17 protein-coding genes are annotated in these 20,391 nt (G+C 64.0%); 7 read left to right on the forward strand and 10 right to left on the reverse strand.

Going from position 1 to position 20,391, the window contains the following annotated elements:
• Positions 1 to 80: 80 nt before the first annotated feature.
• On the reverse strand, positions 81 to 2,459 hold the full coding sequence (locus FVW59_RS10330) for a TonB-dependent receptor (protein WP_148064189.1): 2,379 nt from the start codon (positions 2,457 to 2,459) through the stop codon (positions 81 to 83).
• Between the two features lie 120 nt (positions 2,460 to 2,579).
• Positions 2,580 to 3,395: an enoyl-CoA hydratase/isomerase family protein gene (locus FVW59_RS10335; RefSeq protein ID WP_148064190.1), complete on the reverse strand. Its 816-nt coding sequence runs from the start codon at positions 3,393 to 3,395 to the stop codon at positions 2,580 to 2,582.
• A gap of 146 nt (positions 3,396 to 3,541) precedes the next feature.
• Here FVW59_RS10335 and FVW59_RS10340 point away from each other — a divergent pair, with 146 nt between their 5' ends.
• Positions 3,542 to 4,309, forward strand: a complete 768-nt coding sequence (locus FVW59_RS10340; RefSeq protein WP_148064191.1) for an SDR family NAD(P)-dependent oxidoreductase — start codon at positions 3,542 to 3,544, stop codon at positions 4,307 to 4,309.
• A 13-nt stretch (positions 4,310 to 4,322) separates the two neighbouring features.
• Here FVW59_RS10340 and FVW59_RS10345 read toward each other — a convergent pair whose 3' ends face one another.
• The gene (locus tag FVW59_RS10345) at positions 4,323 to 4,820 is read right to left on the reverse strand and encodes an Lrp/AsnC family transcriptional regulator (protein WP_148064192.1); all 498 of its coding nucleotides are present in this window, start codon (positions 4,818 to 4,820) and stop codon (positions 4,323 to 4,325) included.
• A gap of 127 nt (positions 4,821 to 4,947) precedes the next feature.
• Between FVW59_RS10345 and FVW59_RS10350 the strand changes: the two genes are divergently transcribed.
• From FVW59_RS10350 to FVW59_RS10365, 4 genes are read left to right on the forward strand one after another with little or no spacing between them, the layout of a single operon-like run.
• Positions 4,948 to 6,210, forward strand: a complete 1,263-nt coding sequence (locus FVW59_RS10350) for a cytosine permease (RefSeq protein WP_148064193.1) — start codon at positions 4,948 to 4,950, stop codon at positions 6,208 to 6,210.
• The gene (locus FVW59_RS10355) at positions 6,207 to 7,766 is read left to right on the forward strand and encodes a hydantoinase/oxoprolinase N-terminal domain-containing protein (RefSeq protein WP_148064194.1); all 1,560 of its coding nucleotides are present in this window, start codon (positions 6,207 to 6,209) and stop codon (positions 7,764 to 7,766) included. The genes FVW59_RS10350 and FVW59_RS10355 overlap by 4 nt, the downstream gene beginning before the upstream one ends.
• Entirely contained in the window at positions 7,763 to 8,881 is a 1,119-nt protein-coding gene (locus FVW59_RS10360; protein ID WP_148064195.1) for an S-methyl thiohydantoin desulfurase family protein, read from the forward strand. Before FVW59_RS10355 ends, FVW59_RS10360 begins: the two co-directional genes overlap by 4 nt.
• Entirely contained in the window at positions 8,878 to 11,295 is a 2,418-nt protein-coding gene (locus FVW59_RS10365) for a TonB-dependent receptor (protein ID WP_148064196.1), read from the forward strand. The genes FVW59_RS10360 and FVW59_RS10365 overlap by 4 nt, the downstream gene beginning before the upstream one ends.
• 446 nt (positions 11,296 to 11,741) lie before the next feature.
• Here the strand turns inward: FVW59_RS10365 and FVW59_RS10370 are convergent, their stop codons facing one another.
• From FVW59_RS10370 to FVW59_RS10385, 4 genes are read right to left on the reverse strand one after another with little or no spacing between them, the layout of a single operon-like run.
• Positions 11,742 to 12,644 (reverse strand): dimethylarginine dimethylaminohydrolase family protein, encoded by a 903-nt coding sequence (locus FVW59_RS10370; protein ID WP_148064197.1) that lies wholly within the window; start codon positions 12,642 to 12,644, stop codon positions 11,742 to 11,744.
• Positions 12,641 to 13,888 (reverse strand): M20 family metallo-hydrolase, encoded by a 1,248-nt coding sequence (locus tag FVW59_RS10375; RefSeq protein ID WP_148064198.1) that lies wholly within the window; start codon positions 13,886 to 13,888, stop codon positions 12,641 to 12,643. The genes FVW59_RS10370 and FVW59_RS10375 overlap by 4 nt, the downstream gene beginning before the upstream one ends.
• Positions 13,881 to 15,092 carry a pyridoxal phosphate-dependent aminotransferase gene (locus FVW59_RS10380; RefSeq protein ID WP_148064199.1) on the reverse strand — a complete coding sequence of 404 codons (1,212 nt, stop codon included), beginning with the start codon at positions 15,090 to 15,092 and terminating at the stop codon, positions 13,881 to 13,883. Before FVW59_RS10380 ends, FVW59_RS10375 begins: the two co-directional genes overlap by 8 nt.
• A gap of 32 nt (positions 15,093 to 15,124) precedes the next feature.
• Positions 15,125 to 16,786 carry a 5-guanidino-2-oxopentanoate decarboxylase gene (locus tag FVW59_RS10385; protein ID WP_342779698.1) on the reverse strand — a complete coding sequence of 554 codons (1,662 nt, stop codon included), beginning with the start codon at positions 16,784 to 16,786 and terminating at the stop codon, positions 15,125 to 15,127.
• A 107-nt stretch (positions 16,787 to 16,893) separates the two neighbouring features.
• Here FVW59_RS10385 and FVW59_RS10390 point away from each other — a divergent pair, with 107 nt between their 5' ends.
• Positions 16,894 to 17,817 carry a LysR family transcriptional regulator gene (locus FVW59_RS10390; RefSeq protein WP_187275839.1) on the forward strand — a complete coding sequence of 308 codons (924 nt, stop codon included), beginning with the start codon at positions 16,894 to 16,896 and terminating at the stop codon, positions 17,815 to 17,817.
• 15 nt (positions 17,818 to 17,832) lie between these two features.
• Here FVW59_RS10390 and FVW59_RS10395 read toward each other — a convergent pair whose 3' ends face one another.
• Complete coding sequence (locus tag FVW59_RS10395) at positions 17,833 to 18,225, reverse strand: hypothetical protein (protein WP_148064201.1); 393 nt, start codon at positions 18,223 to 18,225, stop codon at positions 17,833 to 17,835.
• A gap of 118 nt (positions 18,226 to 18,343) precedes the next feature.
• Positions 18,344 to 19,144 carry a class II aldolase/adducin family protein gene (locus FVW59_RS10400; RefSeq protein WP_148064202.1) on the reverse strand — a complete coding sequence of 267 codons (801 nt, stop codon included), beginning with the start codon at positions 19,142 to 19,144 and terminating at the stop codon, positions 18,344 to 18,346.
• A 63-nt stretch (positions 19,145 to 19,207) separates the two neighbouring features.
• Between FVW59_RS10400 and FVW59_RS10405 the strand changes: the two genes are divergently transcribed.
• Positions 19,208 to 19,789, forward strand: a complete 582-nt coding sequence (locus FVW59_RS10405; protein ID WP_187275840.1) for a Crp/Fnr family transcriptional regulator — start codon at positions 19,208 to 19,210, stop codon at positions 19,787 to 19,789.
• Between the two features lie 47 nt (positions 19,790 to 19,836).
• Here the strand turns inward: FVW59_RS10405 and FVW59_RS10410 are convergent, their stop codons facing one another.
• On the reverse strand, positions 19,837 to 20,373 hold the full coding sequence (locus tag FVW59_RS10410) for a winged helix-turn-helix transcriptional regulator (protein ID WP_148064204.1): 537 nt from the start codon (positions 20,371 to 20,373) through the stop codon (positions 19,837 to 19,839).
• Positions 20,374 to 20,391: the final 18 nt, after the last annotated feature.

Raw genomic sequence — 20,391 nt, forward strand, 5'->3', positions numbered from 1 at the left:
GGGGCACGGGTCATACTACCCCTTATGTGTAGGGCACCCAATCCAGCGGGCCCGGCCCGGTGGCCGAACCCGCTGCACGCTCAGAAAAACTTGCGCAGGGTGAAGCCGACAGTGCGCGGCTGGTTAGTGCGATAGGCCAGTCGGGCGCGGCCGCCGCGTTCACGATCGAAGGACAGGTCGGCGTTCTCGTCGGTAACATTGTTGGCATAGAGCACCGCCTCCCAGGTATCCCACAGCAAACCGGCCGACAGGTTCACCTGCTCGTAGGCATCCAGCTCCAGATCGACGCTGGTGACCTCCTCGCCGCTGGCGCCGCCAAAGGGCAGGCCGCTGACGAAATTACCGGCGCCGGCCACCTGGTCACTGGGCTGGGTGTAGCGATCTCCCACGTACTGCACCAGGCCCGACAGATAGAACTCATTGGCGCCAAAGGGGGCGGACTGGAAGGTATAGGTGGCGCCAGCGGAGAACTGCAACTCCGGCACCGAGGCCAGGCGGTTGCCCTCCTCCACGCCGCCCACGATGCTGCCATCGCTGTTCCTGACGGTGGAATCGAACTCCGCTTCCACATAGCTGCCGTTCAGGCTCAGCAGCAGATTGTCGACCGGGTAGGCGGACAGCTCCCACTCCGCACCGAGGGTGTGGGCCTCAGGCACGTTAAAGGAGATGCGCGATGAGCAGGAGCCTGCGTCCAGCGTGACTTGCAGGTCCTCGATATCGGTATAGAAAATCGCCGCGTTGAAACGCACCGAGGAATACTGGCTCTTGAAGCCCACTTCATAGTTCCACAGGCTCTCGTCTTCATAGGCCTGGAAACCGCCAAAAGTCTGCTCGTCGGCGTCGTTGCACAGGGTGCGGTTGAGCGGATCGTTCACCCCGCCAAGGCGAAAGCCCTGGGATGCCTGAGCGTTCACGGTGACCGCGTCGTTCACGTCGTAGCTGGCCATCACCCGCGGGTTGAAGCCGTCCGACGAAGTCGCGTCGGTCTGGTCGTCACCGTTGGAAAACAGGCCGCCGGTGGTGAAACGCCGCTCTTCCTCGAAGTCGTACCAGCGGCCGCCCAGGGTCAGCACCAGGCGCTCGGTAAGGCTGTAGTTGGCCTCGCCGAATATGGCCGTCTGCTCGATGTCGTAGGGCAGATCGGAATTGTAGGGCGAGTCCGCCGGATAACCATTGGCCACCGCCGCCGCGGTACCGGCGCCCAGTGTGGCGTCGGTGAAGGCGTCGTAGCCGGGTGTCGGCAGGCGCTGGGCGTACTTGCGCTCCACATCGGAATAGAAGGCGCCGACCACCCACTGCAGGTCGCCCTCACCCGCGGAAGCCAGGCGGATTTCATGGGTGATCTGTTCCAGGTCAGTGGTATCGCGCAGGTTCGAGGGCAGGGTCACGGCGGCATCGGGAAAGCCGAGATCCACCGAAACCGAACCAGACAGGGCGCTGGCATCCCGACTCACCAGGATGTCGCGCTCGGTGTAGCTGCCGGCATAAGTGAGGTCGACACTGCCCAGCCCCCACTCCACCACCAGGTCGCTGATCAGGGTTTCATCCTCGAAGGCCTCGTCCAGCAGCAGGTACTGCTCCCGCTCATCCAACTGGATGGCGGGGCGGGTGGTGGTATAGGGATTGGCGAACAGGTTGAACACTTCCTGCCGGTTGAAGCCGTCAGCTTCGATTTCCTGGTAGATCACCCGCGGTGTGATGGTGAGGTTGTCGGTGGGCGCAATGGCCAGCGCAATCCGGCCGCCGTAGCGACCGCCGCTGTTGACATCGTCCTTGCGCGTGCCGCCCTCGCCGAGGGCGTCGATAAACCCGCCGTATTCTGTGCCATAGCCCACGACCCGCAGGGCCATCATGTCACCCAGGGGGATATTCAGGTGCCCCTTGAGGTGGCCGCCCTCCTCGCCATCGGTAATGGTGTTGACATTGGCCTCCACCGATCCGCTGAAATCTTCAAAATCCGGCTGGTTGGTAATAAAGCGGATGGTGCCCCCCACTGAACCGGAGCCAAACAGGGTGCCCTGGGGCCCGCGCAGGGTCTCCACCCGGTTGAGGTCGTAGAGATCGATGTCCGGGGTGAACAGGGACAGCGAAATCACCGTCTCGTCCACGTACACACCCACCTGCTCCTTCACCCCCGGCTGGTCGCGCACCACCTGTCCGGCGGACACGCCGCGAATGGCCACCTGGCTCTGGCCGGGGCCGAGGTTCTGTATGGAGAGACCGGCGACATTGCGCGACAGGTCTTCCAGGTTGACTGCCCCGCTGCGGCGGATGTCCTCTTCGGACATGGCGTTGATGGAGAAGGGCAGGTCCTGGGCCGAGGCTTCGCGCTTGGTGGCGGTGACCACCACTTCCTCGAGCTGGGCGTAAGCAATACCGGGTGCCAGGGTCGGCGCCAGGGCGGCGACAACGGCGGTTGCCAGCAGGTTCTTCCTGCTGTGATTATTGTGCTGGGACATTGCGGGCTTCCTCATGTTATTGGTTTCTTATGCAACTGAGTCTAGACCGCGCACCGCGCTGGTGCAGCGCCGTGAAATGTTACTTTTGCACAGGATTTTTGTTGAGGGAGACCGCCTCTGCTACAGGGGCCGCCACTGCGGCGGCCTTCCCTCCGCAAAAGCCTGCATGCTCTCTTCCATGCAACCGGAAAAGTAGCCCAGTACCTGGGTGCGGTTTTCCAGTTCCATGGCGTGACGCAGGCTGGGAGCGTCGAGTGCGGCATGCAGGCCCTTCTTGGTCATCCACACCCCGTATTCGCTGTTCTCGCGCATGGCGCGGGCGCTGTCCAGCGCCGCTGCCTGCAGATCACCGGGCTCCAGCGTGCGCGAAGTCAGCCCCAGCGACCGCGCCTCAGCCGCATCGAATACCCGCCCGGTCAGCATCAGTTCCGAGGCGGCCGACACACCCACCAGTCGCGGCAACAGATAGCTGCAACCCACGTCACAGGCCGACAGGCCGGTCTTGATAAAGGCGGCGCCGAATTTGGCGCCCGATGCGGCAAAGCGGACATCGCAGGCCATGGCGATAGCCAGGCCACCCCCGACGGCAGCGCCATTGACGGCGGCGATCACCGGCTTGTCGCAGTCGTAGATGGCCAGCATCAGGTCGGCCAGGTACTCCTGGTACTTGTAGACAAAGCCCAGCCGGGACATGCCATCCGTACCGGGAACAGCTCCCGGACCCTCGCCCTGTGACTTGAGATCGGCCCCGGCGCAAAAGCCCCTGCCGGCACCGGTGAGAATCACCGCGCGCACCTGCCGGTCTCGATTGAGAGAATGGAAGCACTCCGTCAATGCACCGGTCAATTCGGCATCCAGCGCGTTGAGGCGTTCGGGGCGGTTCATGGTCAACTGCAGGATGCCCTGCTCCAGGGTTTCGCTCAGTACAACGGTCACTGTGTGTCTCCTCTTTTTATGGTTGCGGACTGTAGAGCTAAACCCTTCGCCGGCAGCGCGCAAGTGGATGGTTTATATTTCCCGCTTGCGGCATAAGCTGTCGAACAATAACAGGCTGAACACAGCCACCTGCGGGAGCGCGAGCAATGCATCAGATCGACCTCAGCGGCAAGGTAGCCCTGGTGACCGGCGGCAGTCGGGGCCTGGGCAGGGCCATGATCAATGGGCTGGCACAGGCGGGAGCCGACGTGGTAATTGCCAGCCGCAAGCTGGAAAACTGCCAGGCCGTAGCCGACGAGGTTCAGCAGACGACCGGGCGCCGCGCCCTGCCGGTGGCAGCACACACCGGCAACACGGACAACCTCGACCGGCTGATTGACGCGGCCTACGCCGAATTCGGCCGGGTGGACGTACTGGTCAACAATGCCGGCATCAATCCGACGATCGGCGAACTGTCGGCGTTACCGCCGGAACTGTTCCAGAAGATGTTTGACGTGAATACCAAGGGGCCCTGGTATCTGGCTTCGCGACTGGCGCCGCGCATGGCGCAACACGGCGGCGGTTCCATCATCAATGTACTCTCGGTGGGCGGCCTGAAGCCATCGGCGTTGCAGGGCTTCTACGCCAGCACCAAGGCGGCCCTGCAGGCACTGACCAAAGTGATGGCAGCGGAGTGGGCGGACAAGGGTATTCGCGTCAACGCCCTGGCCCCCGGCAGTTACCATTCAGACCTTTTCGACGGCTCCGCAGCGGCCATTCCGGGCTTTGAGGACGGCGCCAAAGCCGCCTCACTACAGAAGCGCATCGCAAAAACAGAGGAAATTATCGGGCCAGTGCTCTACCTGGCCAGCGACATGTCCGCCTATACCACCGGCCACACCCTGGTCAGCGACGGCGGGTACATGGTGTTGTAGCCAGCGTGGCCCGCTAGTACCACTTCAGCTTTTCGATGGGATAGCCCAGGTAGAACTTGGGCCGGTCCACCACAACCCGCGTCACTACGCGGCTGATACCCAGCGATTCATCGCCGCTCAGCTCATCGCAAAGCCGGTTCAGTTCTTTCACATTGCTGCAGCAAGTGAAGGAGATGTAGTCGGTATCCCCGGCGAGCCGCAGGCAATCCATGAACTCCGGAATTTCCTCGATGGCCGCCTCGAAGCGCTGACGGCAGGCCGGGCTGTTGTCGCGCAGGGTGAATTCCACATAGGCGATGACGTGTTCGCAGATGCGGTCGAGATCCACCTCGCTGTGACAGTTGAAGTAGTAGCCGGCATCGCGCAGGGCCTTGGTGCGCTGGGAGCAGGCCGCCGGCGAGAGGTTGACGATTTCCGCCAGCCTGGCATTGGTGATGTCGGACTGCAGGTGGATGGTGGCGAGGATTTTGCGGTTGATCGCATCCAGCTTTACCGACTTCTTTTTGACCATAACAATAGGTTCTTCTGATTCCGGCCGCGAAACCCGAAGAGTCTAAACTATCGCCGCGGCAGTTCAATAACCTATTTGCCAGCGCCCTCGGCATAATCAGTCCTCACTTTCCCACCTGGAAACAGCGATGGAGCCAGAGGCCAACGAATACGCCACGGAACCGGTGCCGGACAGCAGTACGGTCGGCTGGTTGCGCGTCGCCATGATCTCGGCGATGGTGGCCTTTTCCCTGCCCACCTTCCTCACCGGGCTGGAAGTGGCCGCCGTGTACTCTGCCGCGGACACCGCGATCATCCTGCTGACCGGCACCGCCATCCTCACCCTGCTCGGCTGCATTACCGGCGGTATCGGCGCCGCCACCCGCCTCAGCTCCTACATGCTCAATCGCATCGCCTTCGGCGAATACGGTGCCGCCCTGGTCAACATCGCCTTCGCCATTTCCCTGCTGGGCTGGTTCGGGGTCAATATCGACCTGTTTTCCGACGCGGTGCTGCGCCTGTCGCGGGAAATGTTCAGCGCGGAAATTCCCGCCTGGGTGGTGGAACTGTTCGCCGGGGCGCTGATGACGGTGACGACTTTCTTCGGCTTTCGCGCCATCAACCTCCTGTCAACGCTGCTGGTGCCCGTGTTGATGGTGGTCACCGTGCAACTGATTGCCGGCTCTCTGGACGCCCTGCCCTTCACCGAGCTGATGCAGCGCGCCGCCGCCGGCAACGGCAGCTTCGGCAACGGTGTCTCCGCCGTGGTCGGCGGCATCATTGTCGGCACTGTCATCCTGCCGGACATCACCCGCTTCCTGCGCCACTGGCGGCACGCCGCCTACGGCGTAATCCTGTCCTACTTTCTTGTTTCCACCATTGTCATGGCCGCCGGCGCCATCGCCTCCACCGCCCTGGCGGACCACGACCTGCTGAACATCCTGCTCACGCTGGGCATTGGCTGGGCCGCCTTTGCCGTGGTGATCTTCGGCAGCTGGGTGCTCAACTCCCTGAATCTCTACAGCACCATGCTCAGCGTGGAATCCACCCTGCCCCGCCTGAACAACCGGGCGCTGATCCTGGTCTGCGGCGCGCTGGGCACGGTGGCGGCATTCTTCAACATCCTGGATTACTTCCTGGAATTCCTCTTCTACCTCTCCATTGCCTTCGTGCCGGTTTCCGGCGTGATCGCGGTGGACTACTGCCTGTGCCGGCGCAATGCCTTTCACGGCGCTCGCATCGGGCAACTGCAACAGGCGCGCTGGAGCGCGATTGTCGCCTGGCTGGCGGGGGCCACGGTGGCGCTGATGGGTTCCTGGGGCTGGTTCGCCCTGTCCAGCATCGCCGCCCTCGACGCTGTGCTGGTGGCCAGCGCTCTCTACTACCTGCTACAGCGAGGAAAGACTGCATGAGAATTGGTATTGACGTCGGCGGCACCCACACCGACGCCGTATTGCTGAATGGGGATGACGTTGTCTCCTCCATCAAGACCCTGACCACCGCGGACGTCAGCAGCGGTGTATTCAATGCGCTGGAGCATGTGCTGAGCGACAGCCAGGTGGAAGCTGCTGACATCGAGGCAGTGATGCTGGGCACCACCCAGTTCACCAATGCCGTGGTGGAGCGCCGCCAGTTGTCCGAGGTGGCTGCCATCCGCATCGGCCTGCCCTCGGGGCGCGGCCTGCCGCCGATGAGCGGCTGGCCGGCGGATATCGCCGGCGAACTCGGCGGCCACGGCTACATGCTGCACGGCGGCACCCTCTACGACGGTCGCCCACTGGCGGACCTGAGGGACAGTGAAATCGACAGTGTGGTTGAAGACATCCGCCACAAGGGGCTGGACACTGTTGCCATCAGTGCGGCCTTTTCACCGATGGCGGCGGGGCCGGAGCTCGCGGTGGCGGAGAAGCTGCGCGCGGCCATTCCCGGAGTGAATATCACCTGTTCGCACCAGATCGGTCGCCTGGGCCTGCTGGAGCGGGAAAACGCCGCCCTGCTGAATGCCGCCCTGCTGAAATTCTCCGAGCGGGTGGTACGCTCCTTCGGCGAGGCCCTGGTCAAGCGCGGCCTGAGCTGCCCCTTCTACATCAGCCAGAACGACGGCACCCTGATGGACGCGGAGTTCGTGCGCCAGTTCCCGGCACTGACCTTCGCCTCCGGCCCCACCAACTCCCTGCGCGGCGCCTGCAAACTGACCGGACTGGACGACGCCATTGTGGTCGACATCGGCGGCACCACCTCCGATATCGGCGTACTGCAGGGGGGCTTCCCGCGCGAATCCAATGTCGTCATTGAAGTTGGCGGAGTGCGCACCAACTTCCGCATGCCAGACATCCTCGCCATCGGCCTCGGCGGCGGCAGCCTGGTCAGCGCCGACGGCGCACAAATTGGCCCCCGCTCTGTTGGCCACAAGCTGGTCAGCGAGGGCCTGGCCTTTGGCGGCGGCACCCTGACGGCCACCGACCTGCTGGTGGCCGCCGGCCAGCTCGAATTGGGCGGCGATACCCGGCCGGTATCACTGGACCCCGAAGTCACCAGGGCTGGCCTTGCCACGATTACCCGCATGCTCAACACCGGTATCGAACGCATGCTACCGAGCAAGGATCGCCTGCCGGTCATCCTGGTGGGCGGCGGCGCAGTGCTGGTGAGTGGTGAACTGGAAGCCGCTGCCCGCATCCTGCGCCCGCAACACGCCGGCGTGGCCAACGCCATCGGCGCCGCCATCGCCCAGATCGGCGGCGAGGTGGAGCGGCTGGTGTCCTATCGCGAGGAACCCCGGGAAGCCGCCATCAAGCGGCTGTCGCAGGAAGCCTGTGCCCAGGCCGTGGCTGCCGGCGCCGACCCCGCCAGCGTGCGCATCGCCGACATCGAGGAAACCACCATTTCCTACATGGAAGAAGGCTCCACCCGCCTGCGGCTGAAGGCCGTGGGCGATATCGCCCGTATCAACACAGGAGTTGCCGCGTGAAAAAGCTGGGCAGCGAATCCCTCGCCGACCTCTCCGCCGGAGCCGTCTTCCTGGCCACCGGCGGCGGTGGCGACCCCTATGTGGCGCAACTGGTCGCAGAGCAGGCCCTCAACACCTATGGCCCGGTGGACCTGATGGCGCCGGAAGAACTGGACGACGAGGCCTACGTGGTCGCCATCGGCGGCGTAGGCGCCCCCACTGTCAGCCTTGAATTACTGCCTTCAATCGACGAGGCCATCGCCACCCTGGACGCCTTCGAAGCGCGGGTGGGCCGGCGCATCGACGCCCTGGTGTCCTTCGAGATCGGCGGTGGCAATTCGCTGATCCCGATCGTTGCCGCCGCGGCACGCGGCATTCCGGTGATCGACGGCGACGGCATGGGCCGGGCCCTGCCGGAAGCGCAGATGATGACCTATCCCATCTCCGGTGTGCTACCCACGCCGGCGGTGGCAACCGACTACGAGGGCAATGTCACTACCTTCGACACCACCGACATCCTCGCCTTCGAAAAGGAAATCCGCCGGTGCGCCCTCAGCTCCGGCGGCATGATCACCTCTGCTGAACACCCCATGAGCGGGCGCCAGCTAAAGGCCTCCATCGTGCCCAATACGGTCAGCTTTTCCATTGAACTGGGCCGTGTACTGAGAGCCAATCGCGGCAATGCACGGGAAATTTTCGCGCCCCTGGCGGCACTGTTCCGCGACTCCATCTACGGCGGCCTGCACCATCTGTTCACCGGCAAGGTGGTGGACAGCAGTACCCGGATTGTCGGCGGCTATGACATTGGCCAGGCTCACATCCAGTGTTTCGAGGATGAGTCCCGGGTGCTGAATATCAGTATCAAGAACGAATACCTGACCGCCGAGCTGAACGGCCGGTTGCTGGCTTCGGTACCGGACCTGATCACCATCGTCGACTACGAAACCTCCACCCCCATCAATGCCGAGCGCCTGCGCTTTGGCCAGCGAGTCACCGTGTTCGGCGTTGGCTGCCCGGCCTTTTACCGAAGCCCCCGGGCCCTGCAGTTCGTGGCCCCCGGCTGCTTCGGCTTTGATTTTCCCTATCGCCCTATCGAAGAACTCGTCACAGAACAGACAGCGAGGCAAACAACATGACCATCCCCTACACCAGAACCCTGATTTCCAGCGCCATTATCGGTACCACTCTCGGCACCCTGTCTCCGGCGGCCAGCGCCCAGGGCGCGGCACTGGAAGAAGTGGTGGTGACCGCCACCCGCCGCGCAGCCTCGGTGCAGGATGTGCCCTACAACATCAGCGCCCTGTCCGGCGATGACCTGAACGAAGCGGGTATCAACTCCGCCGCCGACCTGTTCCGCGTCACCACCGGCGTCAACTTTATCGAGCAGGGTCCGCGCAGCGGCGTCAACAATGCCAACCTGATTATCCGCGGCATCAATGCGGAAGTGCTGTCGCGCAACCAGGGCCCGATGCAAACCGCCCCGGTGGTGTCCACCTACATCAATGAAACCCCCCTGTTCGCCAACCTGCGCCTGAAAGACATCGAGCGGGTGGAAGTGCTGCGCGGTCCCCAGGGTACTCTCTATGGTTCCGGCTCCCTCGGCGGTTCCGTGCGCTACATCTACAACAAGCCCGACCCCAGCGCCCTCTACGGTGAAGTCAGCGGCGGCCTCGGCCAGACCAAAAACGGCGATGGCATGAACTACGAAGGCGACCTGATGTTGAACCTGCCGCTGGGCGAACGCTTCGCCCTGCGCGCCAACGTGGGCTACGAGAAAGACGCCGGTTTCATCGACCAGGTGGCACGCTATGCTCGCCACCCGGACGGATCACCTGTGCTGGACAACGGCGCCACCGATCCCTTCGGCGACTCCGCCAACTTCTTTGCGGGGCAGCCGGTCTTTGAAAGCAAGGACGGCGTCAACGATGCCGAAACGGAAAGCTATCGCCTGGCCGCCGCCTGGGACGTGACCGACCGCCTGACCCTGGACGCCAGCTATCATCACCAGAGTGACGATGTCGGCGGCACCCAGATGAACTCCTATGAACTGTTCGGTGATGACTCCCTCAAGAACGCCTCACTCATCGCCGAACCCTTCGAGCGCGATGTCGACGTACTGGCCCTGGACGCTGAATTCGACATGGGCTTCGCCACCTTCACCGCCTCCGCATCGAAATACCAGTCCGAGGGCGAAGGCTCCCGCGACCTCACCGGCTTCTATGAATTGTTCAGCTTCTGGGAGGCCTACTACGGCAACAGCCCGCGCCCCCTGATCGAGGACGTCTCGCGTTTCAACGACGAGGGCGAGGTATTCGAGGCGCGCCTGGTGTCCAACGGCGACGGGCCCATCGACTGGGTGGTGGGCGCCTTCTACATGGAACAGGATACCGAACTGTCTGCGCGCCAGTACTACTACGGCTACGACGACTACGCCAACGCCTGCTTTATTGAAACCGGCACTTTCGGCGGTTCTCCCTGCGGCCTCGGCACCCTGTGGGGGCTGCAGGATTTCAACGGTCCGGTACCCATCGTCAAGGACGAAGCCTACCTGGTCGACCAGCAGAACACCTTCACCGACCAGGCCCTGTTCGGCGAGCTGACCTGGCACATCACCGAACAGTGGCAGGTCACCGGCGGCGTGCGCTACTACGACCAGGAATTCGAGACCACCCAGACCGGTGGCCTGGAATTCGTGCCGGGCGGTATCGAATCGCGCAACCTCGACAGCAGTGACAGTGATTCCCTGTTCAAGGTGAACACCTCCTACTACCTCAACGACAGCACCAACCTCTACGCAGTGTGGTCCGAGGGCTTCCGCCGCGGCGGTGCCAACGGCCTGCCCAACGAGGCTTTCGGTGCGGCAATCAACGACAAGGCCTTCCTCTATGCGCCCGACACCACCGAGAACATCGAGGTGGGCGTCAAGGGTTCCCTGGCGGATCGCTACACCTACTCTGTTGCCTACTACGACATCAGCTGGGACAACATGCAGTCCAACCTGTCCTGCACCGGCCTCGGCCTGCTCTGCGTGGTCAATGTGGGTGAGGCCAGCTCCCGCGGCCTGGAAGCGGAACTGAAGGGCCGCGTGACTGACAATCTGGAAATGCAAGTGGCCTACACCTACAACGACACCGAACTGGAGTCGCTGTCTGACACCCTGCAGGAATTTATCGCCGACGGCACGTCCTTCGTGGCTGTGGAGCCGGGCGTGTCCCTGCCGGGCGCGGCGGACAACAGTCTCTACCTCGCGGCGACCTACTACCAGAACCTGGCGAACGGCATGGAGTTGGTCTACAACCTGAACGGTTCCTACCGCGACGAGACGGAATCCAGCCTGGAGGTGACCAGTATCACGCTGGACAGTTTCTGGCTGTGGAATGCGGGTATCGGCCTCAATCGCGATATGTGGAGTGTGCGCGCCTTCGTCAACAATCTGGCTGACGAGCGCGGCCTGACCGCGGCGGACTCTGCAGAGCTGTGGGGTCCGCGAGCAAACGCGATTGTCAGCACACCGCGTACTTTCGGCATCAGCGCGCGCTACCAGTTCTGATAAATCCTGCACGAATCGAGGCCGGGCTGAGTTGTCAGTCCGGCCTTGATTATGTTGACCGGTAGAGCACTGAAGCCGCCCGCACGGTGCCCGAAGCCCTTCCGGGACACGCCGTGAACCCATCCATGGGGGCTCGGCAGCGGCCGTCCAGGCCGCTGACGGTCCCGGAAGGGCTTCGGGCACCGCACGCGCTCCACCGAGCGCGAATTCAGGCTTCTCACTTCGTACTACGGTAGACGGAACCACTCGCCAATGCAGGGTGTGAGCGGGGGAAGTGCCTTCCCAGACCGTCAGCGGCCAGGGACGGCCGCTGCCGAGCGCGACATGGATGTCACGCTGTTAGCGTGTCTGGGAAGGCACTTCCCCTGATCGCGCCCGGGCTACGAAGTACCAACTTCTGCTGACAGAACCAGGAAGCACCCACCTCTGGTAGCCAAACCAGCGAATCAACCAGCATCCCGCCGCAACGGCTGACACATACAGTGCACCCCGCCGCCACCGGCAGTGAACAGACTCACATCCGGATCAATCACCGCCAGCCCGTGGGCCCGGCACTTCTCCTTCAGCTCCGTATTGTCCTTCGGCAGCAACACCCTGTCGTTGCCCAGCGCCACGACATTGCAGCCGAGCTCCAGCATCGCCCGGTAGGAAATATCGATCAGCTCGATGCCCTGCCCCCGCAGCCAGTCCAGGAACTCCGGCTCCAGCGCCTGACCGCACACCGCCGCCAGCCCCTCGCTGAGCATCGCGAGTTTCACATCCAGATGCAGGAAATACGGGTCGAAATGGTAACTGTGAAACGTCCAGCCCTCGGCCTCCACCCAGTCGCGCACCTGCGCCAGACCCTCGGGGCTGGTGCGCTCGCCGCTACTGCCGCAGAGAATGACGCCGGGTTTCAGCACCATGAAATCCCCGCCCTCGAGACTGCCGGCAGTGACGATGTCGTAAACCGGGATATCCTGGCCCAGGTAGAACTCCAGTACCGCCTTCCATTCACCTCGCCGCCAGGGGCTGTACATCTGCGTGATGATCGGCCCCCAGGGGGTCATGACGGAGGAGTCGCGGGCATAGAGCTGGTAGGGCAGCGCAGGATCCGGCGGCAGGATGTGGGTTGTCACACCGGCGCCGCGATAGGCGTCGAGCATCTCCGCGTACTGGGCACGCGCCTGCAGCGGGTCATAGCGCCGCCCCAGCCGCTGGGAGCGACGCGACATGGCGTTACCGCTCTGCCAGCTGTAGTGATCCATGGGGCCGACCAGTACGTCGCGCAGTACGCCGTACTCGGAGTCCATACCCCACCGTTGCAGTAGCGGCGAACCGCCGCCGGCCACGCGATGACTGAAATTCATGCGCTGACTCCCGCGCTGTTGATGATGGCGTGCAGCAGCACATCGGCGCCCTGTCCGGCCTGCTCCTGGGTGATCGATTCGGCTTCGTTGTGGCTGAGCCCGTCCTTGCAGGGAATGAAGATCATGCTGGTAGGTGCCACCGATGCCACATTGCAGGCGTCGTGGCCGGCGCCAGATACGATGCTGCGCTGGGAATAGCCCAGCATGTCCACCGCGGCCTGCACCGCCGCAATACAGTCCGGATGGAAGGTAACCCCCGGCGCCTCCCAGAAGCAGCTGAGTTCATAGTCCAGCCCAAGCGATTTATTGACCTCACTGGCTATGGTGCCCAGTGCCGCCACCATGGCGGCATAACGCGATTGATCCGGGTGGCGCAGGTCAACGGTAAATTCCACGCGGCCGGGCACGGTATTGCTGGAACCGGGCCGGGTGTCGATATAGCCCACCGTCACCCGCCCTTCCGGCGCATGCTCATCGGCCAGGGCGTAGAGACGGGGCAACATGCCGGCCAGGGCCTGCACCGGATCCTTGCGCCCCACCATGGGGGTAGGACCGGCGTGGGCCTCAACGCCATGCACGATAAGCCGGTGCCGGCTCATATGCTGTACGCCCTGTACCACGCCGATGGCCTTGTCTTCCTGCTCCAGTACCGGCCCCTGTTCGATATGCAGTTCGAAGGCAGCGTGAACCGGCTGAGGCTGCGCCGGTTCACTGCCCTCGAAGCCCGTGGCGGCCAGCGCCTCGGCCACGCTGGTCCCCTTGCGATCCTGCAGGGCCAGGGCATCAGACAACGACATACGGCCGGACCACACGGCAGAGCCCATCATTGCGGTATCGAATCGGCAGCCTTCCTCGTTGGTCCACACCACCACTTCCAGCGGGTGGCGGGTCTGCAAATGGGCATCGTTCAGGGTCTCGATCACCTCGAGGCCGGCGAGTACGCCGTAAATGCCATCGTAGTTACCGCCGCTGGGCTGGGTGTCCAGGTGACTGCCGGTCAGCACCGCCGGCGCAGACGGGTCGCTGCCTTCCCGGCGCACAAACAGATTGCCGATTTCGTCCACGCGTACTGTACATCCGGCGGCGCGGGCCCAGTCGAGAAAACACTCGCGTCCCCGCCGGTCTTCATCGGTGAGGGCCTGGCGGTTGACGCCGCCGGCACCGGTCGCGCCAAAGCGGGACATCGCCTCCAGCCTTTGCCACAAGCGGTCGCGGTTGATTCTGAGATGACTGACATCAGGCATGCTGCGAAACTCCTTCCGCCACAAAGCGGGCAATACGGTCAAAGGCCGGGCGCAGGATATTAATCGGCTGGGCCAGCGATACGCGCACGTGACGGCGGCAGTTGTCACCGAAGCCGATACCCGGCAGCACCGACACGCCCACCGCTTCCAGCAGTTGTTCGGCAAACGCGCTGCCGTCGGCGGCGATAGCACTGACGTCGATCATCACGAACATGCCCGCAGGAGGAACTTCGCAACTCAATCCGGGAATCGCCCTCACCCGTTCACAGACATAGTCCCGGCGCACCCGGTACTCCTCGCGCACGCCCTGGATGTATTCCTCGTCATTGGTCAGGGCAAAGGCGGCGGCATCCTGCACAAACTGGCAGCAACCGAAGATGGTGGAGGAGGTAAAGTCCAGCAGACGATCGGCCATTTCCCGGCTGCTGACGGTCCAGCCCAGGCGCCAGCCGGTCATGGCGTGGGACTTGGACAGACCGTCGATCACCACTACATTGTCCAGGCGCCGGGCCGCCCGCCGCAGGGAGACATGGGGCGTCTCGAAGGTGATCATGGAATAGACCTCGTCACAGAGCAGCCAGATGCCGCGCTCCAGACAGTAGGCGGCCAGATCCCGCAGGTCATCCTCGCCAATCATGTTACCTGCCGGATTGCCCGGGGTGTTGACCAACACCACGCGGGTGGCCGGCGTGATCGCCGCTTTTACAGCATCCAGCCGGAATGCGAAGCCCGCGGCAGCATCCAGCGCAAAACCCGCTTTGGTGATATTGAGGGCGCGAAAAATACCTTCGTAGCCGATGTACATGGGCTCGGCGACCACCACCTCGTCGCCCGGATCAACCAGGCAGGACAGCGCCGAGTAGATGGCATTGGTGGCACCGGGAAAGATCACCACTTCGTCCGGGTCGCAGAGCTTGCCGGAGGCGCGGGACTCAATACCGGCGATGGTTTCCCGCAGGCTGCGCTCACCGCGCCCGGGTGCATAGTGGGTGCGGCCCTTGTGCAGGGCGTCGATGCCGGCCTGCACCACCCGCGGCGGGGTAGCGAGATCGGGGTCGCCCACCGACAGAAGATAGACTTCCTCGCCGGCATCGAAGCGCTGGCAGGCGCGATCGTGCACCGCCCACACATCACCGCCTTCGCCGCCAAGCCTGGCTGTCAGGGCGCTGAAGCGACCCGCGAATACTGCACTTTTTGCGTTCATTGTCGTGTCCATGTTCGTTACCGGTGCCGGCTTCAAACAGCCGGGTTGTGCGTCAGGAAATCGCTTTCCTGCACTTCGATGATCGTGGGTACAACACGCCCCGCACTGGCGCGCAATAACTGGTCCAACTCATCGTGATTGTGTGCCCGCGCCGCCTCGCAGCCATAGCCACGGGCGATGGCGAGCAGGTCCGGCGTATAGATATCGCAGGCGATGGGCGCCATGCCGGCGTCTTCAAAATTGCGCGCGATCATGTCGTAACGGGCGTTGTTCCACACCAGCACCACAATCCCCAGGCCGGCCTCCACGGCGCTGGCCAGTTCACTGATGCTGAACTGCAGGCCGCCATCCCCCACCAGCGCCACCACCGGCCGCTCCGGGCAGGCGAGGCTGGCGCCGAGCGCCGCCGGCAGCGCGTAACCCAGGGTGCCGTAGCCGGTGGCGGCGCTGGCAAAGCTGCGCGGCCGGGCGGGGTGCCACTGGGCAGCGGCGTAATAGGCCGGCTGGGTGGAGTCCCCCAGCAGAATCACGTCCGGCAGCGCCTGCTGCAGGGTGTCCAGGAAGCGCTGGTAGTCAGGGCAGTGGGCAGCACTGCCCTTCAGCGCCGCCATTACCGCCGCCACACGCTCTGCGCCATTGCGGGACTGAGCTTCAAGCCGGGGTAACAATGCGGACAGGGCCAGCCGGCTGTCGGCGCAGACGGGCAGCGCGGGCCGCGCATTGCGACTGAGCTGGGCCGGGTCGATATCGATACGAATCAGCTCGCCGCCGAGGGAAAAGCCGCCATCGAAGAAAAAGTCGTAGTCGGTTTCACTGAGTTCCGTGCCCACCGCCAGCACCACATCCGCATCGCGGTAGAGCTGCCGCACTGCGGCAAAGGAGGGGCTGCTGGCCACCAGCAGGGGGTGGTCCGCAGGCAACAGTCCGCGGGCGTTGTGGGTCAGCGTCACCGGAGCATCGAGGGTTTCCGCCAGTACCCGGCACCACTCGGCAGCTTCCACCGCACCGCCACCCAGGGCAATCACCGGCCGGCGGGCACCGTTGAGCAGGCGCGCGGCCTCAGCAATGGCAGCGGGTGCCGCGGCCGGTCGCGAGGGCACCGGCCAGACCTCGGGGCTGACATGGCTGGCATCGGACAGAATCACATCCAGCGGCAGGCTCAGGTGCACCGGACCGGGCCGCTCGCTGGCAAAAATGGCAAAGGCCCGGGCCAGTACTTGTGGCAGTTCGTCGGCGCGCATCAGGGTGTGGCTCCACAGGCTGCACTCGGCCATTGCGGCCTGCAGGTTGCGGGTCTCGTGCAGGCGCCCCTCACCGAGTCCGCGCTGGTGACGCTGATTGTCGGCGGAAATCACCAGCATCGGCACAGAGTCCTGCAGGGCCTGCCCCATGGCGGTGGCGATGTTCAGGGCGCCGGGGCCGGACACCGTCAGGCAGACAGCGGGACGCCCGGTCACCCGGGCATAGCCATCGGCCATGAAACCTGCCCCCTGTTCGTGGCGGGGCGTTACATGGCGGATGGCCGTTTGCGGCAGGCCGCGGTAGAGCTCGATGGTATGGGTGCCGGGTATGCCAAAGGCCACCTCGATACCGTGGGCCTCCAGCATCTGCAGCAACAGCTCACCGCAGTTCACAGCGCGCTTTGAGCCGCTTTCCCTCCCACAATTCACACCACTTTCCACACTGCTATCCACGTCACCGCCTCCCGCTCAGTTCTCCATTGATGGTAGCCAACGCAAGGGTGTCGCAATAGCGAGTAATTCGGCATACTTCATGCACAAAACTCATGAACCCGAGCACCATGCCCGCCGCAACCAACCGACACCTCCCCTCCACCCAGGCCCTGCTCTGCTTTGAGGCCGTTGCCCAGAGTGGCAGCGTCACCCGCGCCAGCGAACAGCTGAGCATGACCCAGAGCGCGGTGAGCCGGCAGATCAATAACCTGGAGGAATTACTCGGGGTGGCGCTGTTCGAGCGCTCACGCCAGCGCCTGTGGCTGAACGAGGCTGGAAAATCCTATCTGGAAAGTGTCGCGGGCATCCTCGAAGAGTTGCGGACCGCGACCCAGCGCACCCGCCGCGCCGCCAGCGGCCAGCTCAGCGTCGGTATTGAACCGGCGCTGGCCAGCGCCTGGCTGGTGCCCCAACTCAAGCACTTCCACCGCAATCACCCCCACGTGAATGTCGAACTGATGACCGACATGGACAAGCTGCGCTCGGGCAAGGCGCGCTGGGACCTGGCGGTGGTCTACGGGGAAGCCGCTGCCGACGACGGACAGTGCATCCCCCTGCTGCAGGAGCTACTGGTCGCAGTGGGCAGCGCTGAATTGCTGCAAACAGGGCCCGCCATCGAGGACTTTGTGGATGTGCTCAACTACCCCATCGTCCACCATACGGGCCCCTTCTCCACCAGCGACAGCTGGCTCGGCCACGCGGGCCTCGGGAGCAAGGCCATCCGCGAAGCGCCCGGGCCGCGCATGGAGACCTTCAGCCTGGTGCAGCAGTGCGCCGAGCAGGGCCTGGGTATCGCCTTTCTACCGACCTACTTTGTCGCCGAGGCGCTACGCAGTGGCAGATTGCAGGAAGCCGCCCCCCTGCGACTTGGCACCGAGCAGCGCTACAACCTGATTGTGCCGCGCACCCGCCACAACCCCACCGTGTCGCTGTTCAGCGAGTGGCTACAGTCCCTGGCGAGACCTCACGCCATGCAGGACGAAAGGGCCTGACCGGCCGCGTCTGCGCTACTCCCTGTCGAGGTCGATATCCACGCCCTTGACCGTATTCGACACCACTTCCAGGTCGAAATCGGCACTGCCGCGCTTCTTCTTGATCAGCACGTCCTCGCCGTCGTCGCGCTCCACATGAAAGCCGTCTTCCGGCAGCTGCTCCTGCAGGGCTTTCACGACAGCCTTGGCGACCGAGTTTTCGCCGGTGCCATCGGTAATGGCGATGGTGGCGTCCAAGGGCATACCGCCCTGGGGCGTTATGCGCAGGACGATGGTGCCATCGGAGTCGGCACCACCGTCAAATTCAACGCGCCACTTGTTGGACGGTTTCGCCTCCGCCAGGGCGGTGAAAGCGATGGCCGCACTGGTGACCAGCGCGGCGGCGCAGGTCCTGAGTGTTCGAGCCATGATCCTGTTCCTTATTATTGAGGGTTCGAAGCACTAAGCATAGCCGCAAATCGCCGCCTTGCAGCGGGGAAAGCCGCTCAGTCACGGCGGGCAGAGCGGCCCCTGCCCGCCCCGCCGGTCAGTCCGCGAGGTCCGGCTGCTCCGCCATGATCACATCGAAGATGGGCTGGAACTGGAACCAGCCGGCCAGTTTGCTGCCCACGGTTTCCCGTGTGGTCAGGGCGTGTTCGCGCGGAATCAGCTTCGGGGTGCCGGCGGCTTCCGCCAGCAACTGGGCCTGGCAACTGCGCTCCATGGTGATAAACCACCAGGCGGCCTCGTCGACGCTTTCACCCACTGTCAGCAGGCCGTGATTCTGCAGGATGGCGGCCTTGCGCTCGCCGAGCGCCGCGGCGATGCGCTCGCCCTCGCTGTTGTCCAGCACCACTCCGCGAAAGTCGTCAAACAGCACATGATCCTCGAAGAAAGCGCAGGCGTCCTGGGTCAGCGGATCCAGCAGGCGTCCCAGGCTGGACCAGGCCTTGCCGTACAGGGAGTGGGAGTGGGCGGCAGACACCACCTGCGGCAGTGCCATGTGAATCTGTGAGTGGATGGTAAACGCGGCGCCGTTGAGCAGACCCTTGCCCTCCACCACATTGCCGGCGTGATCTACCCGCAGCAGGTCGGAGACGCGCATCTGCTTGAAGGATCGACCCATCGGATTCACCCAGAAGTGATCGAGATGCTCCGGGTCGCGCACGGTGATGTGCCCGGCCACGCCCTCGTCAAAACCGAACTTGCCGAACACGCGCAGGGCCGCGGCCAGTTTCAGTTTGCGCTCGGCGCGAACCTCTTCGATGGAACCTTCCTTCATCGGTTGGGGAGCGTCGTTTTCCCCGGCGTTCATTATGATAGTGTTACCAGCAGCAGCTTGATTCATGGCTTTCTCCTCAACTTCGTTACCGTGTTTTATATGACAACGCTTTGTGCCCGACGTGCGCATTTGCGCGACTGGCTGGTGAAACAGGGACTGGCCGATACCACACCGCTGTCGGGGTGGCTGGAACAGGCCCGCGAGCGCTCGCTGGCGCGCGACGAGTACCTGCTGCGAGCCGGCGAGCAGCACCACTTCCTGTGCTTTATCGACAGCGGCCTGCTGCGCCTCTTCTACGTCTCGCCCGAGGGCAAGGAACGCAACAAGGCCTTCTATACCGGCGACCACCTGGTCGGCCCGGTCAGTGCCGCTATCAGCGATGGTCCGGCGCCGTTCAGTATTCAGGCACTGGAGGCCAGCGATGTCCTGCTGCTGCCCTACCAGCCCTTTGTCGATGCCAGCGCCACCCATCCCGCCGTGGCCCAGCTCAACATCCGCCTGCTGTCCGGCGCCTTTGTGCGCAATGAACAGCGCGAGGCCATGCTGCTGACCTGCAACGCCGAACAGCGCTACCGCTGGCTGCTGGCACAGGAGCCCGAGCTGCTGCAGCGCCTGCCACAGCATCACATCGCGTCTTACCTGGGAGTGGATGCCGTGTCCCTGTCCCGCCTGAAACGCAAGTTGCGGGCACAGGGAGAGTATGGAGAGTGAAGGGCAGCTGGCGCCTTAACAAATGTTAAGACGCCGCCGGGGTGCCATCAGTTCAGGTCTTCGACCGACCGGCGAATGATTTCGGGGATGGAGGGCAGGCTGGACTCTTCGTTCTCGATCTGCACCGCCAGGGCCCAAAGGCCCGGGCCGATCTCGGTGGTGACCGATTCCGGCCGCAGCGGCTCGCCGCACTCGCTGCAGGCCAGCACCGGCTGGGTCTTCTTGCCGCAGCCCCGGTGAGTGTATTCCAGCGGCGGGCCGGCATCGCCGGCCATCCATTCGTCGCCCCAGCGCGCCAGGCTCATCAACACCGGGTACAGGGCGAGCCCCTTGCGGCTGAGACGGTATTCGTGGCGCACGGGGCGGTCCTGGTAGGGCACCTTCACCAGCACCCCCTGCTCCACCAGCTTGCCGAGCCGCTCCGACAGGCGGTGGCGGGTGATACCCAGATTGTGCTGGAACTGGTCGAAGCGGCGGGTACCGAGAAAAGCGTCCCGCAGGATCAGCAGTGTCCAGCGCTCCCCCACCACCGACAGGGCCCTCGCCACCGAGCAGGCCTGCCTATCAATATCTGTCCAGCGCATTTTGCCTCCCTGGCCCCA

Origin of the sequence: Parahaliea aestuarii (genome assembly GCF_008064635.1) — a bacterium.
In the GTDB taxonomy this organism is placed as follows: Bacteria; Pseudomonadota; Gammaproteobacteria; order Pseudomonadales; family Halieaceae; genus Parahaliea; species Parahaliea aestuarii.

Coding starts and splice junctions, on each gene's coding strand:
- FVW59_RS10395 (WP_148064201.1), bottom strand. CDS start 18,225: ATGGCTCGAACACTCAGGACCTGCGCCGCCGCGCTGGTCACCAGTGCG.
- FVW59_RS10355 (WP_148064194.1), top strand. CDS start 6,207: ATGAGAATTGGTATTGACGTCGGCGGCACCCACACCGACGCCGTATTG.
- FVW59_RS10380 (WP_148064199.1), bottom strand. CDS start 15,092: ATGAACGCAAAAAGTGCAGTATTCGCGGGTCGCTTCAGCGCCCTGACA.
- FVW59_RS10330 (WP_148064189.1), bottom strand. CDS start 2,459: ATGTCCCAGCACAATAATCACAGCAGGAAGAACCTGCTGGCAACCGCC.
- FVW59_RS10340 (WP_148064191.1), top strand. CDS start 3,542: ATGCATCAGATCGACCTCAGCGGCAAGGTAGCCCTGGTGACCGGCGGC.
- FVW59_RS10400 (WP_148064202.1), bottom strand. CDS start 19,144: ATGAATCAAGCTGCTGCTGGTAACACTATCATAATGAACGCCGGGGAA.
- FVW59_RS10390 (WP_187275839.1), top strand. CDS start 16,894: ATGCCCGCCGCAACCAACCGACACCTCCCCTCCACCCAGGCCCTGCTC.
- FVW59_RS10370 (WP_148064197.1), bottom strand. CDS start 12,644: ATGAATTTCAGTCATCGCGTGGCCGGCGGCGGTTCGCCGCTACTGCAA.
- FVW59_RS10345 (WP_148064192.1), bottom strand. CDS start 4,820: ATGGTCAAAAAGAAGTCGGTAAAGCTGGATGCGATCAACCGCAAAATC.
- FVW59_RS10410 (WP_148064204.1), bottom strand. CDS start 20,373: ATGCGCTGGACAGATATTGATAGGCAGGCCTGCTCGGTGGCGAGGGCC.
- FVW59_RS10375 (WP_148064198.1), bottom strand. CDS start 13,888: ATGCCTGATGTCAGTCATCTCAGAATCAACCGCGACCGCTTGTGGCAA.
- FVW59_RS10365 (WP_148064196.1), top strand. CDS start 8,878: ATGACCATCCCCTACACCAGAACCCTGATTTCCAGCGCCATTATCGGT.
- FVW59_RS10350 (WP_148064193.1), top strand. CDS start 4,948: ATGGAGCCAGAGGCCAACGAATACGCCACGGAACCGGTGCCGGACAGC.